The organism is Micromonospora sp. NPDC048887 (assembly GCF_040649715.1).
GTDB lineage: Bacteria > Actinomycetota > Actinomycetes > Mycobacteriales > Micromonosporaceae > Micromonospora.
Window position 1 is genome coordinate 367,816 of record NZ_JBEZGA010000001.1, and the last position, 14,460, is coordinate 382,275.

The window sequence follows — 14,460 nt, forward strand, 5'->3', positions numbered from 1 at the left end:
GCCTCCCGGCCGGGCAGAAGTACGGAAGCCGTATGCCTGAGAGTCATGATTATGACTCCCAGGCATACCCGCCACATGTGGATGCCGTCTCGGCGGGCGGCACGGGCCGGACCGGGTGTCGAGCCACCCCGGCCGGCCGGGTCAGCCGGCGCCGACCAGCTCCGGTGCCGGGGCCGGCGGCGGCTCGACCGCCGGGGCGGCGGTACGGCGGCGCATGAAGCGCGGCGCCCACCAGTTCGCGTCGCCCAGCAGCGTCATCACCGAGGGCAGCACGACCGCGCGGATGATCGTGGCGTCCAGCAGGATCGCCGCCGCCAGGCCGATGCCGAGCTGCTTGAAGTCGATCATGCTGAGCGTGGCGAAGATGGAGAACACCGCCACCATCACCACCGCCGCGCTGGTCACCACACCGGCCGAGGAGGTGATGCCGTGCGCCACCGCCTCCCGGTTGGGCATGCCCCGGTCGACCGCCTCGCGGATCCGGCTGACCACGAAGACGTGGTAGTCCATGGACAGTCCGAACAGCACCACGAACAGGAACAGCGGCAGCCAGGTGACGATCGCGTCCATCGAGGTGAAGCCGAGCAGCCCCTCCGCCCAGGTGCTCTGGAAGACCAGCACCAGCAGCCCGTACGCGGCGCCGGCGGAGAGCAGGTTCAGCACGATCGAGGTCAGCGCCACCACCACCGACCGGAACGTCCACGCCATCACCAGGAACGTCAGCGCCAGCACGAACGCCGCGACGACCGGCAGCTTCGCCCAGATGTGTGCGGCGTAGTCCTCGCTGGCGGCCACGCCGCCGCCGACCGCGTACTCCACGCCCGGGATGCCGCCGAGCGTGGCGGGCACCAGGTCCTCGCGCAGCTCGTGCAACGACCGGGACGCCTCGTCGGAGCGGCTGGCGTGCGGCGTGGCCACCTCCAGCACCGACACCCGCCGGTCCGCCGACACCTGGATCTCCGGGCCGTCCCCCTCGGCCGGCGCGAAGAGCGGGTCGGCGACGGTACGGCCGGCCAGGTCGGTGAGCGCGGCCCGCACCCGGTCGGCCTGCTCGGCGGGCGCCCGCACGGCCACCGTGTGGCTGGTGCCGTTGCTCGGGAACGCGGCGGTGAGCCGGTCGTACGCCTGCATGGCGGCGGTGGTGCGTGGCACGTCCTCCGCGCCGGGGAACTTCAGCTTCATGCCGAGCGCGGGCGCGGCGAGCGCGAGCAGCAGCGCGACCGAGATCAGCAGCGTGGCCACCGGCGCGCGCAGCGCCGGCTTGAGCACCGCCGGCCAGAACCGGGGCCGGGCCGGCTGCCCGTCCCGCCCGTCACGCGGGGCGGTGAGGCGCCACAGCAGCGGCACCCGCGGCCGGTCCACCCAGCGGCCCAGCTTCGCCAGCAGCGCCGGCAGCACGGTGAGCGAGCCGATCACCGCGACCGCCACCACCAGGATCGAGCCGACCGCCAGCGAGGAGAAGATCGCGTCCTGGGCGAGCAGCAGACCGCCCATCGAGATGATCACGGCGGTGCCGGAGACCACCACGGCGTGCCCGGAGGTCTCCGCCGCGATCTCCACCGCGTCCAGGCCGGACCGGCCCTTCGCCCGTTCCTCCCGTTCCCGCCGCACGTAGAACAGCGAGTAGTCCACGCCGACCGCCATGCCGATCAGCAGGATGACGCTGGCCGTGGTGTCGGTGGCCGGCACCAGGTGCGAGGCGAGTGTGGACAGACCCATCGCCGCGGCCACCGAGGAGAGCGCCAGCAGCACCGGCACCCCGGCGGCGATCAGCGCGCCGAACGCGATGATCAGGATGGCCAGCGTCACCGGCAGGCTGAGCAGCTCGGCGCGCTTGAAGTCCTTGCCGAGCGTGTCGTCGAGCGCCTTGTCGATGGACGGGCCGCCGACCTGCTCCACCCGCAGTCGCGGGTGCGCGTCCTGCACCTTCGCGGTGGTGTCCCGCAGCGGCTGCACCCGGTCGCCGGCGGTGCCCGGGTCGCCGGACATGGTGATCGGCACCAGCAGCGCGCTGCCGTCGCGCGACGGCATCGGCGTACCGATCGAGGCCACGCCGTCGACCTGCCGCAGCCGGTCCGCCGCGTCCTGCGCCGCGGCCTTCGCCGCGGCCTGGTCGAGCGAGCCCGAGCGGGCGGTGATCAGCACGTTCTCGGTCGCCGGCCGGTCGAACCCGCCACTGTCGACGATCAGCTGTGCCTGTCCGAACTCGCCGATCGCCTGATCCTCGTCGGTCGCCTCGTTCAGCCCGGCGGCGCTGCCGCCCACGAAACACACCGCCACGAAGACCACCCACAACGCGATCGCGCGCCACGGATGCTCCGCACTCCACCGTGCCAGCCGCACGGTAACCGGTCGCCTGCCCATGTCCCGGGTTCCACCCTCCTGATGCCGGCCCTGTGCCGACCCCAGATGACGCTAGGCAGCAGGCGGGGCCCCGGCATCGGGGAACGGCCCCCGCTCGTCCCCGATCCGGCGGGAGCGGTCCGAGCGGCCGGAACCGGCCGCGCGGACCGGGCGGAAAAGGGCATCTCCGGGTACGCTCCGGCGCGTCTCCGGGGACCGTCCGGCGATGCACACCGGTGCAACCCCGAACCGGCTCGGGGTCATCCCCGGAGGGTGCCCCTGGGCCGGGGCTGGCATCGCGGGCAGCTGTAGGAGGAGCGGTTCATGAACGCCTCCCGCCGGATCGGCGCGCCGCAGCGCGGGCAGGGCTCCCCCTCCCGGCCGTACGCGTTCAGCGACCTGTCGAAGTAGCCGCTCTCGCCGTTGACGTTGACGTACAGCTCGTCGAAGCTGGTGCCGCCCTGCTTGATCGCCTCGGCGAGCACGTCCCGGACGTGCCCGAGCAGGCGCAGCGCGGCCGGACGGGTGAGCGCGTCGGCCGGGCGGGTGCCGTGCAGCTTCGCCCGCCACAGTGCCTCGTCGGCGTAGATGTTGCCCACCCCGGAGATCAGCGTCTGGTCGAGCAACGCGCGTTTGATCTCCGTACGCCTGCGGCGCAACGCCGCCACGAACGCCTCGTCCGAGAACTCCGGGTCCATCGGATCGCGCGCGATGTGGGCGATCTCGGCGGGCAGCTCCGCCCCACCGGCGGACACGGACAGCCCGCCGAACGTGCGCTGGTCGACGAAGCGCAGCTCCGGCCCGTCGTCGGCGAACCGGAACCGGACCCGCAGGTGCAGCTCGTCGGCCGCGCCGACCGGCTGCAACAGCAGCTGGCCGGACATGCCGAGGTGGCCGATCACCGCGTCGCCGCTGTCCAGCGGCAGCCAGAGGTACTTGCCCCGGCGCCGCACGCCGGTGACCGTCCGGCCGGCGAGCACGTCGGCGAAGTGCGCGCCACCGGGCGCGTGCCGGCGAACCGCCCGGGGGTGGCGCACCTCGACGGCGGCGATCCGCCGGCCGATCACCCACTGCGCCAGCCCCTGCCGGACGGTCTCGACCTCGGGCAGCTCAGGCACGGCCGGCGCCCGCCTCGACGTCCGCCGCCTCGTCCCGGGCCGCGGCCTCGGCCCGCGCCGCCGCCTCGGCCTCGGCCTGCTCGTTCAGCGTCCGCCAGGCCGACTCGGCCGCGCGCTGCTCGGCCTCCTTCTTGCTGCGTCCCTCCGCGCCGCCGTAGCGGTTCCCGGCGACCACCACCCAGGCGGTGAACGTCTTGAGGTGATCCGGCCCGGTGCCCTCGATCCGGTACTCGGGCACGCCGAGCCCCAGCGCGGCGGTCAGCTCCTGGAGGCTGGTCTTCCAGTCCAGCGCCGCGCCCCGGCCCGCCGACTCGGCCATCAGCGGGTCGAACAGCCGGTGGATGACGATGGCCGCGGTGTCCAGGCCGTACTGGAGGTAGATCGCGCCCAGCAGCGCCTCCAGCGTGTCGGCCAGGATGCTCGCCTTGTCCCGTCCGCCGGTGGCCTCCTCGCCCTTGCCCAGCAGCAGGTACGCGCCCAGCCCGTCCGGGCCCAGGCCACGCGCCACGTCGGCGAGCGCCCGCATGTTGACCACGCTGGCGCGCAGCTTCGCCAGCTGCCCCTCGGGCAGGTCGGGGTGGTTGTGGAACAACGCGGTGGTGATCACCACGCCGAGGACCGAGTCGCCCAGGAACTCCAGCCGCTCGTTGGTGGGCAGGCCGCCGTTCTCGTACGCGTACGAGCGGTGGGTCAGCGCGCGTTCCAGCAGTTCCGGGTCGAGCGACACCCCGAAGGCCGCCTCCAGGTGGCCGACGGGAGCACGCCGCCGCTTGTCGTTGGTCATGGTGCTACCTCGGTGTCGTGTCGGTCAGGTGCGAGATCGTGCGGGATGCCGGCGAGCAGCGTGCGGACCGTCCCGGCGGCGTCGCGGCGCCACAGGTGGGCGGCCAGCGCGATACCGGAGGCGACGTCCTCGGAACCGGCCGCGCCGTGGCACACGACCACGGTGCCGCCCACCCCGAGCAGGGCCGCGGCACGCGGGGCGCCACCGCGCGACGGCGGGCCGCCGGCCATGGCGTACGCGCCCTCGATGGCCTTGAGCAGGACGTTTCCGGTGAAGCCGTCGGTCACCACGACGTCGGCGCGGGCGCCGAGCGAGATGTCGTACCCCTCGACCAGGCCGACGTAGCGGCCGTCGCAGGGCAGCGGCGCGGCGGCGAGCGCGGGCGCGGCGACCCGGCGCAGCCGGTCGCCCTTGCCGGTCTCGTGGCCGACGGAGAGCAACCCGACGCGGGGTGCGGTGACGGCGTGTGCCACCGACGCGTAGGCGGCGCCGAGGAGGGCGTGCCGGGCCAGCGTGGCGGGGCCGGGTTCGAGCGTGCCGCCGACGTCGAGCAGCACCACAGGTCCCTCGACGGCGGGCAGCGTGGCGGCGAGCGCGGGGCGGCGGATCCCGGTCCAGCGGCCCAGGCCGAGCGCGGCGGCGGTGACAGTGGCGCCGGTCGAGCCGGCCGAGACGACCGCGTCGGCGAGCCCGTCGCGGACGGCCTGCACAGCGGTGCGCACCGTGCTCTCGCCACGGGCGGCGGTGGGGTGGTCGGCCATGCCGACGGCGGTCCGCACCGGGCGGACCGTGACCCGGGCGCGCTGGGCCGGTTCGAGCGCGCCGATCAGCTCGTCGGCCACCTCGATCGGGCCGACGAGCATCAGGTGCAGGGCGGGGTCCGTGCGTACCGCTCGCAGAGCGCCGTCAACCACGACGGCGGGAGCATCGTCCCCGCCGAGGAGGTCGACGGCGATCCGCGCGGTGCCCGGCTCCGACGGTCCGCCGGCCGGAAGCCGGTCGGCGGCGCAGGGAGCCGGGGCACCGGGCGAGAGCCTTGGTGCGCGCGTCACCCGACCGGTGGTCGGGGACGTCACTCGGCAGCCGCGTCAGACCTCGAGGACCTGACGACCGTTGTAGGTGCCGCAGACGGAGCAGGCGGCGTGCGGCAGCTTGGCCGACTTGCACTGCGGGCAGGCCACGGTCGCCACCACCGAGGCCTTCCAGTTCGCCCGGCGGGCGCGGGTGTTGCTGCGCGACATCTTGCGCTTGGGGACGGCCACGGTTCTTACTCCTCTGTACGGGTCAGTTGCGTCAGGCTCGCCCAACGCGGGTCGACCTGCTGATGGCTGTGGTCGGCCGGCAGATCGTCCCAGTGCACCCCACACTCGGGGCACAGCCCTGGGCAGTCCTCCCGGCAGAGCGGGTTGGTCGGCAGTGCCAGCACCACCGCGTCCCGCAACGCCGGCTCCAGGTCGATCAGATCGCCCTGCATCCGGCCCACCTCGTCGGTGTCGGTCGTGTCGTCCGTGGCGCTGTTCTCGTACGCGTACAGCTCCTGGATCGTCACGGCCAACGAGTCGTCGATCTCGCGCAGGCAGCGCCCGCACTCGCCCTTGACGGGACCGGTGACGGTCCCGGAGACGAGCACGCCCTCGGACACCGACTCCAACCTCAGGTCGAGGTCGAGGTCCGCGCCCTCCGGCACGCCGATCAACTCCACGCCGAGGTCCGCCGGTGCCGGCACGACCCGCTTGTGCGTACGCAACGCACCAGGTCGGCGCGGCAGTTCCCTCGTGTCGAGGACCAGCGGCGACCTGGGGTCGAGTGTGCTTGGCGAGTGTTTGGGCATAGTCAGACTCCGGCCGTCGAGAGGCCGACAAAGAAGGTTACCTGCCAGACGGGCGAACCGTCGAACCGGGGGTTCACCTCCGGCCCGACGGCAGCCGGCTGTCGGCGACCGGCCCGCGCGCCGCTCAGAAGGGTAGCGGGCGGTCCGCCTCGTCCCCGCCGAAGGTGCCGATCTCGCGCAGCGCGTGCATCTTGTCCCGGCCGCGCTCTATCGAGGCCAGCGCCCGGGTGAGGAACTGCTCGAAGTTGGCCAGCGCGGTGTCGACGTAGTCGTCCACCTCCTCGCGGAGGCGCTGCGCCTCGGCCCGCGCCTCGGCGATGATCCGCGCGCCCTCGTGCTCGGCCGAGACGGTGATCTCGTTCACCGAGACCAGCCGGGCGTGTTCCGCCTCACCCTCGCTGATGATCCGGTCGGCCTCGCGCTTGCCGGCCTCCATGATCTTGTCCCGCTCCTCCAGCAGCGCGGCGGCGCGCCGCAGGTCGGCGGGGAGCTCCGCGCGCAACTCGTCGAGCACGGCGATCATCTCGCCCCGGTCGACCATGCAGTTGTTGCGCGACATCGGGACGGAGCGGGCCTGCTCCACCATGGCGATCAGTTCGTCGATGCGATCGAGCGGGTCCACCGGTACCTCACTCCTGTCTTCGTCGGCCGCCCTCCATCATGCGGCCTGCGCCCGGTCTCGGCGCTGCCACACATCATGTCGCGCCCGAGCCACAAGCACCCCACCCGCCCCACCCGGCGCGTCGTCCTCCCCGCCCATCGCCCTCGCCCCCGTCGCCCGCCCCCGTCGCCCTCCCCCCGTCGATCTTGCACTTTCGGCCCGGCGCTCGCCCCTTACGGGAGGAATGTCCGGGCCGAAAGTGCAAGATCGCGTGGGCGGGGGGTAGGGGTGGGTGGGGTCAGGGGCGGAGGCGGGCGGAGAGCTGCTCGCGGACCAGGTCGGGGACGTGTGCGGAGATGTCGCCGCCCCACTTCGCCACGTCCTTGATCAGGCTGGACGAGATGAACGAGTAGAGCGGGTTGGTCGGCATGAACAGGGTCTCCACGCCGGCCAGGCCGATGTTCATCTGGGCCATCTGCAGCTCGTAGTCGAAGTCGCTCACCGCACGCAGGCCCTTGATCAGCACACTCGCCTGCTGCGCGCGGCAGAAGTCGACAAGCAGGCCGCGGAACGACTCCACCCGCACGTTGTCGTACGAGGCGGTGACCTCCTGGAGCATGGTGATCCGCTCCTCGACCGTGAACAGGCCCTGCTTGGACTGGTTGACCAGCACTCCGACGATCACCTCGTCGAAGAGCCGGCTGGCCCGGCCGATGATGTCGAGGTGTCCGTTGGTGACCGGGTCGAACGAGCCCGGGCAGACCGCACGTCTCATGATCGGCGACCGTACCAAAGAGTGGTCTCGCCGTAACGCCTGCTGCGCTCCGGAGTGACACCTTCCACCCACGTGACCGGTCCGGTACGGCTGGACCGCTCGACGATCACCAGGGCGTCCGGGGCGAGCCAGCCGCCGTCGACGAGCGCGGCCAGATTCGCGGTGATCTCGGAGTCCGGCACCGCGTACGGCGGATCGGCGAAGACCACGTCGTACGGCTCCCCGTCCGGGCCGGCCGCCAGCACGGTGGCGACCTTGCCGGTGACCAGGCGCGCGGCCGGCGCGGCGCGGAGCGCGGCGATGTTCTCCCGGATCACCCGGGCGGCCCGCGCGTCGGACTCGACGAGCAGCACGTGGGCCGCGCCCCGGGACAGCGCCTCCAGGCCGACCGCGCCGGAACCGGCGTACAGGTCGGCGAAGCGTGTCCCGTCCAGGTCGACGTGCGAGTCCACGGCGCTGAACAGCGCCTCCCGCACACGGTCGGAGGTGGGCCGGGTGCCGGCACCCGGTGGCGCGGCGATCCGCCGGCCGCCGAGCGTGCCGGCCACGATCCGGGTCACCGTCGCTCCCTGCGCATGCCCCGACGCTACGCGACGCCGCGAGGCGGGCACGACGTACCCGGCGCGTCGTGGTGGCCCGTCGCCGCCGGATCCGCTTCACCGCCTGACCCGCACCGAGGGCGCGTCGACCACCCGGCCGGCGCGAGCCTGGGCACGCCACGCGCGTGCCGCTGCCCCGCGACGGCGCCGGCCCGCCGTCAGCCCTTCTCCAGGTATTCGGCGCGTTCCTCGTCGACGAGCGCGGCGACCGACGCCGCCAGCGCCGGGTGCCGGGACAGATCCGGATCGTCCTCGACCAGTTCGATCGCCTCGGCCCGCGCGTCGCGGATCAGCTCGGCGTCGCGTCTCAGCGACAGCAGCCGCAGGTGCGAGCGGCGGCCGGACTGGGTCGCGCCCAGCACGTCACCCTCCCGGCGCTGTTCCAGATCGAGTTCGGCCAGCTTGAAGCCGTCGGTGGTGGAGGCGACCGCGTCCAGCCGCTCCCGCGCCGACGAACCCTCGACCGCCTCGGTGACCAGCAGGCACAGACCGGCGGCCGAGCCCCGGCCGACCCGGCCGCGCAACTGGTGCAGCTGGGAGACACCGAACCGGTCGGCGTCCAGCACGATCATCACCGTCGCGTTCGGCACGTTCACGCCGACCTCGACCACAGTGGTCGCCACCAGCACGTCCAGCTTGCCGTCGGCGAACGCGCGCATCACCGCGTCCTTCTCGTCCGCCGGCAGCCGGCCGTGCAGCACCCCGATCCGCAGCCCGTGCAGCGGACCCTCGGCCAGCAGCGGGGCCACCTCGGTCACCGCCAGCGGCGGGCGCCGGCCGTTGTCGTCCTCTCGCGGCGCCTCCTCGTCCGACACCGGCCCTTCTCCGATGCGCGGGCACACCACGTACGCCTGGTGGCCCTTGGTGACCTCCTCGCGCAACCGGCGCCAGGCCCGGTCGAGGAACGCCGGCTTCTCGGCCGCCGGGACCACGTGCGAGGCGATCGGCGAGCGGCCCTGCGGAAGCTGGGACAGCGTGGAGGTCTCCAGATCGCCGTAGACGGTCATGGCGACGGTGCGCGGGATCGGGGTCGCGGTCATCACCAGCACGTGCGGCGGCTGCTCGGCCTTGGCGCGCAGCGCGTCGCGTTGCTCGACACCGAAGCGGTGCTGCTCGTCCACCACCACCAGGCCGAGGTCGTGGAAGTCGACGCCCTCGTAGAGCAGGGCGTGCGTGCCGAGCACGATGCCGGCGCGGCCCTCGGCCACCTCGGCCAACGCCCGGCGTCGGGCCGCCGCGCCGAGCGAGCCGGTGACCAGCTCCACCCGTGTGGCGTCGTCGGCGGCGCCCAGCTCACCGGCCCGGCCGAGCGGCCCGAGCAGGTCGAGGATGCCCCTGTGGTGCTGGGCGGCGAGCACCTCGGTCGGCGCGAGCAGCGCGGCCTGCCCACCGGCGTCGACCACCTGGAGCATGGCGCGCAGCGCCACCACCGTCTTGCCGGAGCCCACCTCGCCCTGGAGCAGCCGGTGCATCGGGTGTGCCCGGGTCAGGTCGGCGGCGATCTCCCGCCCGACGACCTGCTGGCCGGAGGTCAGCTCGTACGGCAGCCGGGCGTCGAACGCGTCGAGCAGGCCGCCGGCCTTCGCCGGGCGGGCCCGTCCCGGCGACGCCGCCGCCCGGTGCTTGCGCTGCACCAGCGTGAGCTGCACGGCGAACGCCTCGTCCCACTTCAGCCGGCGGCGGGCCCGGTAGAGCGCCTCCTTGCTGGTCGGGCGGTGGATCTCGCGCAGCGCGGTGCCGATGTCGGCGAGGTTGCGGGTGGCCCGCACGGTGGCCGGCAACGGGTCCTCCGGCGGGGTGAACGTGTCGAGCACGACGCGGACGCAGCGGGCGATCACCCAGGTCGGCACCGCCGCCGCAGCCGGATAGACCGGGATCATTGCCCCGGCGAACTCCTCGACCTCCTCGTTTGCGGCCGCCTCGCCCTCGCCACCCTCGCCGAGCAGGACGTACTCCGGGCCGTTGAGCTGCCGCTTGCCCCGGAACTCGGTCACCTTGCCGGCGAACAGCCCCCACCGGCCGGGCCGCAGCTCCCGCTCCCGCCACGCCTGGTTGCCGAAGAACGTGCAGGTGAGCACGCCGCCGGAGCCGTCGCCGACGGTCACCTCCAGCAGGTTGCCGCGCCGCTGGCGCATCGGGCGCACGGCGGTGCGCTGCACCTGGGCGAGCACTGTGACCTGCTCCCCCACGTCGAGCGAGCGGATGTCGGTGTGCTCGCCGCGCTCGTCGTACCGGCGCGGGAAGTGGTAGATCAGGTCGCCCGCGGTGTGCAGGTCGAGGTGCCCGGCCAGCGCCTTCGCGGTGCGCTCGCCGACCAGCTTCTTCAGCGGCGTGTCGACAGTGGCCGCTTCACCAGTCATTCGACCCCCACCAGGAGCGGATAGTGCGGCTGACCGCCCTCGTACGCCTGCACCTCGACGAACGGCCACGCCCCCTCGACGTGCGCGCGGACCCGGTCGGCCAGCCCGGCCGGAGCGTCAGCGCCGCAGAGCAGCGTGACCAGCTCACCGCCGCCGCCGAGCATCCGGTCCACCACTGCGGTGCAGGTGTCGACCAGATCCTGCCCGATCAGGTGCACCTCGCCCTCGACCAGGGCCAGCACGTCGCCCGGGCGGGCCGGGCCGGCGACGGTGAGCGCCTCCCGGGCGGCGTGGCAGACCTCGGCGTACCGGCAGGCGCCGGCCGCCTCGGCCATCGCGATCACGTCGTCCTCGAACCGCCGCTTCGGATCGCGCACGGCCAGCGCCGCGAGCGCCTGCACCGGCGAGCGGGTCGGCACCACGCTCACCTTCACGCCGAGGCCGTGCGCCTCCCTGGCCGCCGCGCTCGCCACCGACTGGGTGTTCGGGTCGTTCGGGAGCACCACCACCCGGGCGGCGCCGGTGGCCCGGATCGCGTCGAGCAGCTCGCCGGTGGACGGGTTGGCGGGCACCACCACGGCGCCCTCGGCCGCGAACAGCTCCGCGATGCCCGCGCCCGTGGCCACCACCACGGCGGCCCGCCCCTCGGGCAGCGGCGCCCGCGGTCCGGGCGCCGGGGCGGCCTGGTCGGCGAAGCGGGTCACGTTGATCCGGTGCGGGCGGCCGGCGACCACGCCCGCCTCGACCGCCGCCCCGATGTCGTTGACGTGCACGTGGACGTTCCAGGTGCCGGCGCCGTCGCCGACGATCGCGAGTGAGTCACCGAGCGCGTCCAGCTCGGCGCGCAGCCGGGCCACCGCCTCGTCGGTGGCGTCGAGCAGATACTGCACCTCGTAGGCGTACGCGTCGGAGCCGCTCTCCCGCACGGCGGTGGCCGGCGCGCGGCGGGTGGGCGGCTCGGACGCCGGCTGCGCCAGGCTCTCCCCGGTGATCACCTCGACCAGCGCGTCCAGCAGCAGGCACAGGCCGCGCCCGCCGGCGTCGACCACGCCCGCGCGGGCCAGCTCCGGCAACTGCTCGGGGGTACGCGCCAGCGCGTGCGCCGCCGCCTCGGCGGCGGCCCGGGCCACGGCGCGCAGGTCGTCGGTGTCCGCCCGGCGGGCGGCGTGCGCCGCGGCGGAGACCACGCTCAGCAGCGTGCCCTCGACCGGCCGGGCGACGGCGGCGTAGGCGGCGGTGGTGGCGTCGGACAGGGCGTCGGCGAGCTGTCGCCCGCGCACCGCGGGCACGGCGGCGAGCGTGTCGGCGAGGCCACGCAGGATCTGCGAGAGGATCACCCCGGAGTTGCCGCGCGCCCCGAGCAGCGCGCCCCGGGCCATCAGCCGCAGCGCGTGGCCGTGCGGGGTGTGCCCGTCGTCGGGAAGCGTGCCGAGGTCCATGGCCAGGGCCTGCTGGGCCGAGGTGAGCGTGAGCACCAGGTTGGTGCCGGTGTCGCCGTCGGGCACCGGGTAGACGTTCAGGTCGTCGATCTCGCCCTGGTGGGTGCGGAGGGCGGCCAGCCCGCTCGCGCACCAGCGGCGTACCGCTGCGGCGTCGAGGGTCTCCAGCACGTCGGGAAGCCTACTGGCGCGCACCGACACGCGCCGGGGTCGTCCACCGCGTGTCCGCCCCGGCGGACGGCCCGGCCGGGACGCCGGTACGCTGGGTGGGCTCGCGAAAGGGCCGGTTGGGCGTACCGACTGTCATCGGGTAACCTGACCAGGTTGCCCGGGCAGCGCCTGGCGGCGACCTCATGAACGTTTCAATCCCAGGAGTATCCCGTGGCTAGCGTGTGCGACGTCTGTGGCAAGGGGCCGGGCTTCGGCCACAACGTGTCCCACTCGCACCGGCGGACCAACCGCCGCTGGAACCCGAACATCCAGTCGGTGCGTACCCCGGCCGGTGGCGGCACCACCAAGAAGTTGCAGGTCTGCACCTCGTGCATCAAGGCCGGCAAGGTCACCCGCGCCTGACGCGGTAGCGCCACCGGAACATCGTCGGTCGCCGGCGGATCCCTTCGGGGTCCGCCGGCTTCTGTCGTGTCCGGCGACCGCCGTGCCCACCGGCCCGGTATCGGCCGACCCGCCCCCGCACCCCTGACCGACCGTACGGCGACCGCCTCGATCCGGCCGGTTAGGGTGCTGCTGCGCCGGCCGTCCGGTTCCGGCGCGAGCCGTGGGGAGGGTGACCGGTGGACCTCGATCTGGGTCGCGAGCAACTGGTGGTGGTGGGCGCGTCGTTCGGCTCGCTGAGCTGGTTCGACCAGGAGCTGCCGTCGGGCAGCGTGGTGCTGGTCGAGGAGCCGGACGTGATCGCCCGCCGCGACCTGGCCCGGTTCGCCGAGCGGCTGCCGATGATCGGGCGCCTCGTCGCCGCCGAGTACCAGACCGGCTTCGACCCCGACGCCCTGCTCGCCCGCGAGCCCGGCCTCGCCGACGCCCGGCTGGTCCTGCCCGGCCTGGAGTACGCGGTCGGCGCCACCGCCCGGCTCGCCGAGCGGCTCGGCCTCCCCGGCGCCGGGGTCGAGGCCGCCGACGTCTTCTCCGACAAGCACCGGATGCGGCTGCTCGCCGACCGGATCGGGCTCGCGAACCCGGCGTACGAGCTGGTCGACGACCCGGCGCGGGCGGTGGAGTTCGCGCGGGCGCACGGCGGCCGGTGCGTGCTCAAGCCCACCCGCCGCTCCGGCAGCCTGGGCGTGCAGCTGATCACCGACCCGGCCGAGGTGCCGGCCCGCTGGGCGGCAAGCGCCACCCCGCCCGACCCGGCCGAGGCGACCGAGCGCGGCCTGCCCACCGGCGTGCTGGTCGAGGAACTGCTGGTCGGCTCCGAGCACAGCGTGGAGCTGCTGGTGGCCGAGGGCGACGTGGTCTTCGCAAACGTCACCGACAAGCGGATCGCCGGTGGCCGGTACCCGGTCGAGACCGGCCACACCGTGCCGTCCGCGCTGCCCGCCGCCGCGCACGACGCGCTGCGCGCCGCCGCGGTACGCCTCGCCGAGGCGGCCGACTTCCGCAGCGGCATGCTGCACAGCGAGTGGATCCTGGTCGACGGCGTCCCGACGCTCGTGGAGTGCGCGGCCCGGATGCCCGGCGACATGATCACCGCGCTCATCTCGATCGCCTACGAGCGGGACGTCATCGAGGCGTACCTGCGGATCCTGCGCGGTGAACGGCCGGCGCTGCCGGCGCGGGCCAGCGGTGCGGCGGCGATCGAGTTCCTGATCGCGCCGCCCGGCCGGGTCACCGCCGTGGACGGCCGGCGCGACGCGCTGCGCGTGCCGGGCGTGCTCGACGTGCGGGTGGAGACGAAGGTCGGTCAGACAGTGCCGGAGCTGCTCTCCTCGGCGCACCGCAGCGGGCACCTGATGGCCTGGGGCGCGACACCGGACGAGGCGGCGGACGCCGCCCGCCGCGCCGCCGGGACGATCCGCATCTCGGTGGACTAGAGGGTACGGCCGTACGACAGGCAGCCCGGGGCGTCCTTGTAGAAGCCGAAGTTCGGGATCCGCTCGTAGCCGGCCGAGGTGTACATGGCGATCGCCTCGGGCTGCTTGTCGCCGCACTCCAGCACGATCCGCTTGCGGCCGTGGTCGCGGGCGGACCGCTCGACCGCGGCGAGCACCGAGCGGGCCACGCCCCGGCCCCGGGCCGCCGGGTCGGTGTACATCCGCTTCAGCTCGGCCGTGTCGCCGTCCTCGCCGTGGCTGCGCCAGCCGCCGCAGCCCACCGGCCGCCCGTCCAGGTAGGCGACGAGGAACACGCCGTCCGGCGGGGTGAACTCGGCCGCGTCGACGGGGGTCTCGTCGCCGCTGCCGCCGTACCGGGCGCCGAGGTCGGCCAGCGCCGCCCGGATCAGCGCCCGCGACTCGGGCGCGTCGAAGCGCCGCTCCCGGATCTCGATCTCGCTCACCGTGCCAGGTTACGACCGCCACCGGCCCGGCTTCGGGCGGCCGGCCCGGGGTCGGACGCAGATCACTCCGGCCCGCTGGTCCGCCGCGCGACCCGCTG

14 protein-coding genes are annotated in these 14,460 nt (G+C 74.2%); 2 read left to right on the forward strand and 12 right to left on the reverse strand.

The annotated features are described in order from the left end of the window. Nucleotides 1–141: 141 nt before the first annotated feature. From AB0C17_RS01720 to AB0C17_RS01770, 11 genes are all read right to left on the reverse strand, one after another. Entirely contained in the window at nt 142–2,364 is a 2,223-nt protein-coding gene (locus AB0C17_RS01720; protein WP_357476253.1) for an MMPL family transporter, read from the reverse strand. A 239-nt stretch (nt 2,365–2,603) separates the two neighbouring features. Beyond that, nucleotides 2,604–3,461 (reverse strand): bifunctional DNA-formamidopyrimidine glycosylase/DNA-(apurinic or apyrimidinic site) lyase, encoded by an 858-nt coding sequence (mutM, locus tag AB0C17_RS01725; protein ID WP_357390105.1) that lies wholly within the window; start codon nt 3,459–3,461, stop codon nt 2,604–2,606. Continuing rightward, nucleotides 3,454–4,245 carry a ribonuclease III gene (gene rnc, locus AB0C17_RS01730; protein WP_357390103.1) on the reverse strand — a complete coding sequence of 264 codons (792 nt, stop codon included), beginning with the start codon at nt 4,243–4,245 and terminating at the stop codon, nt 3,454–3,456. Before rnc ends, mutM begins: the two co-directional genes overlap by 8 nt. Next, nucleotides 4,242–5,201, reverse strand: a complete 960-nt coding sequence (locus AB0C17_RS01735; protein WP_357390119.1) for a phosphate acyltransferase PlsX — start codon at nt 5,199–5,201, stop codon at nt 4,242–4,244. Before AB0C17_RS01735 ends, rnc begins: the two co-directional genes overlap by 4 nt. 132 nt (nt 5,202–5,333) lie before the next feature. Next, nucleotides 5,334–5,507 carry a 50S ribosomal protein L32 gene (rpmF, locus tag AB0C17_RS01740; protein WP_073830392.1) on the reverse strand — a complete coding sequence of 58 codons (174 nt, stop codon included), beginning with the start codon at nt 5,505–5,507 and terminating at the stop codon, nt 5,334–5,336. Nucleotides 5,508–5,512: 5 nt separating this feature from the next. Beyond that, nucleotides 5,513–6,076: a YceD family protein gene (locus AB0C17_RS01745; protein WP_013474351.1), complete on the reverse strand. Its 564-nt coding sequence runs from the start codon at nt 6,074–6,076 to the stop codon at nt 5,513–5,515. A gap of 124 nt (nt 6,077–6,200) precedes the next feature. Continuing rightward, entirely contained in the window at nt 6,201–6,698 is a 498-nt protein-coding gene (locus tag AB0C17_RS01750) for a hypothetical protein (RefSeq protein ID WP_262014767.1), read from the reverse strand. Between the two features lie 277 nt (nt 6,699–6,975). Continuing rightward, complete coding sequence (coaD, locus tag AB0C17_RS01755) at nt 6,976–7,452, reverse strand: pantetheine-phosphate adenylyltransferase (RefSeq protein ID WP_357390100.1); 477 nt, start codon at nt 7,450–7,452, stop codon at nt 6,976–6,978. Next, nucleotides 7,449–8,012 carry a 16S rRNA (guanine(966)-N(2))-methyltransferase RsmD gene (gene rsmD, locus AB0C17_RS01760; RefSeq protein ID WP_357390098.1) on the reverse strand — a complete coding sequence of 188 codons (564 nt, stop codon included), beginning with the start codon at nt 8,010–8,012 and terminating at the stop codon, nt 7,449–7,451. The genes coaD and rsmD overlap by 4 nt, the downstream gene beginning before the upstream one ends. A gap of 197 nt (nt 8,013–8,209) precedes the next feature. Next, a complete protein-coding gene (recG, locus tag AB0C17_RS01765) occupies nt 8,210–10,411 on the reverse strand; it encodes an ATP-dependent DNA helicase RecG (protein ID WP_357390096.1) in 2,202 nt (733 codons plus the stop codon). Next, complete coding sequence (locus AB0C17_RS01770; RefSeq protein WP_357467246.1) at nt 10,408–12,021, reverse strand: DAK2 domain-containing protein; 1,614 nt, start codon at nt 12,019–12,021, stop codon at nt 10,408–10,410. Before AB0C17_RS01770 ends, recG begins: the two co-directional genes overlap by 4 nt. A gap of 210 nt (nt 12,022–12,231) precedes the next feature. Between AB0C17_RS01770 and rpmB the strand changes: the two genes are divergently transcribed. After that, nucleotides 12,232–12,423, forward strand: coding sequence for a 50S ribosomal protein L28 (gene rpmB, locus AB0C17_RS01775; protein ID WP_013284551.1), 192 nt, complete (start codon nt 12,232–12,234; stop codon nt 12,421–12,423). Nucleotides 12,424–12,641: 218 nt separating this feature from the next. Then, nucleotides 12,642–13,898, forward strand: a complete 1,257-nt coding sequence (locus AB0C17_RS01780) for an ATP-grasp domain-containing protein (RefSeq protein ID WP_357390092.1) — start codon at nt 12,642–12,644, stop codon at nt 13,896–13,898. Here AB0C17_RS01780 and AB0C17_RS01785 read toward each other — a convergent pair. Further along, entirely contained in the window at nt 13,895–14,362 is a 468-nt protein-coding gene (locus AB0C17_RS01785; protein WP_357390090.1) for a GNAT family N-acetyltransferase, read from the reverse strand. The genes AB0C17_RS01780 and AB0C17_RS01785 overlap by 4 nt on opposite strands. Between the last annotated feature and the right edge of the window lie 98 nt (nt 14,363–14,460).

Excerpts from the sequence above, each read along its gene's own strand:
- rnc (WP_357390103.1), bottom strand. The coding sequence starts at position 4,245 with ATGACCAACGACAAGCGGCGGCGTGCTCCCGTCGGCCACCTGGAGGCG.
- AB0C17_RS01745 (WP_013474351.1), bottom strand. The coding sequence starts at position 6,076 with ATGCCCAAACACTCGCCAAGCACACTCGACCCCAGGTCGCCGCTGGTC.
- recG (WP_357390096.1), bottom strand. The coding sequence starts at position 10,411 with ATGACTGGTGAAGCGGCCACTGTCGACACGCCGCTGAAGAAGCTGGTC.
- AB0C17_RS01720 (WP_357476253.1), bottom strand. The coding sequence starts at position 2,364 with ATGGGCAGGCGACCGGTTACCGTGCGGCTGGCACGGTGGAGTGCGGAG.
- coaD (WP_357390100.1), bottom strand. The coding sequence starts at position 7,452 with ATGAGACGTGCGGTCTGCCCGGGCTCGTTCGACCCGGTCACCAACGGA.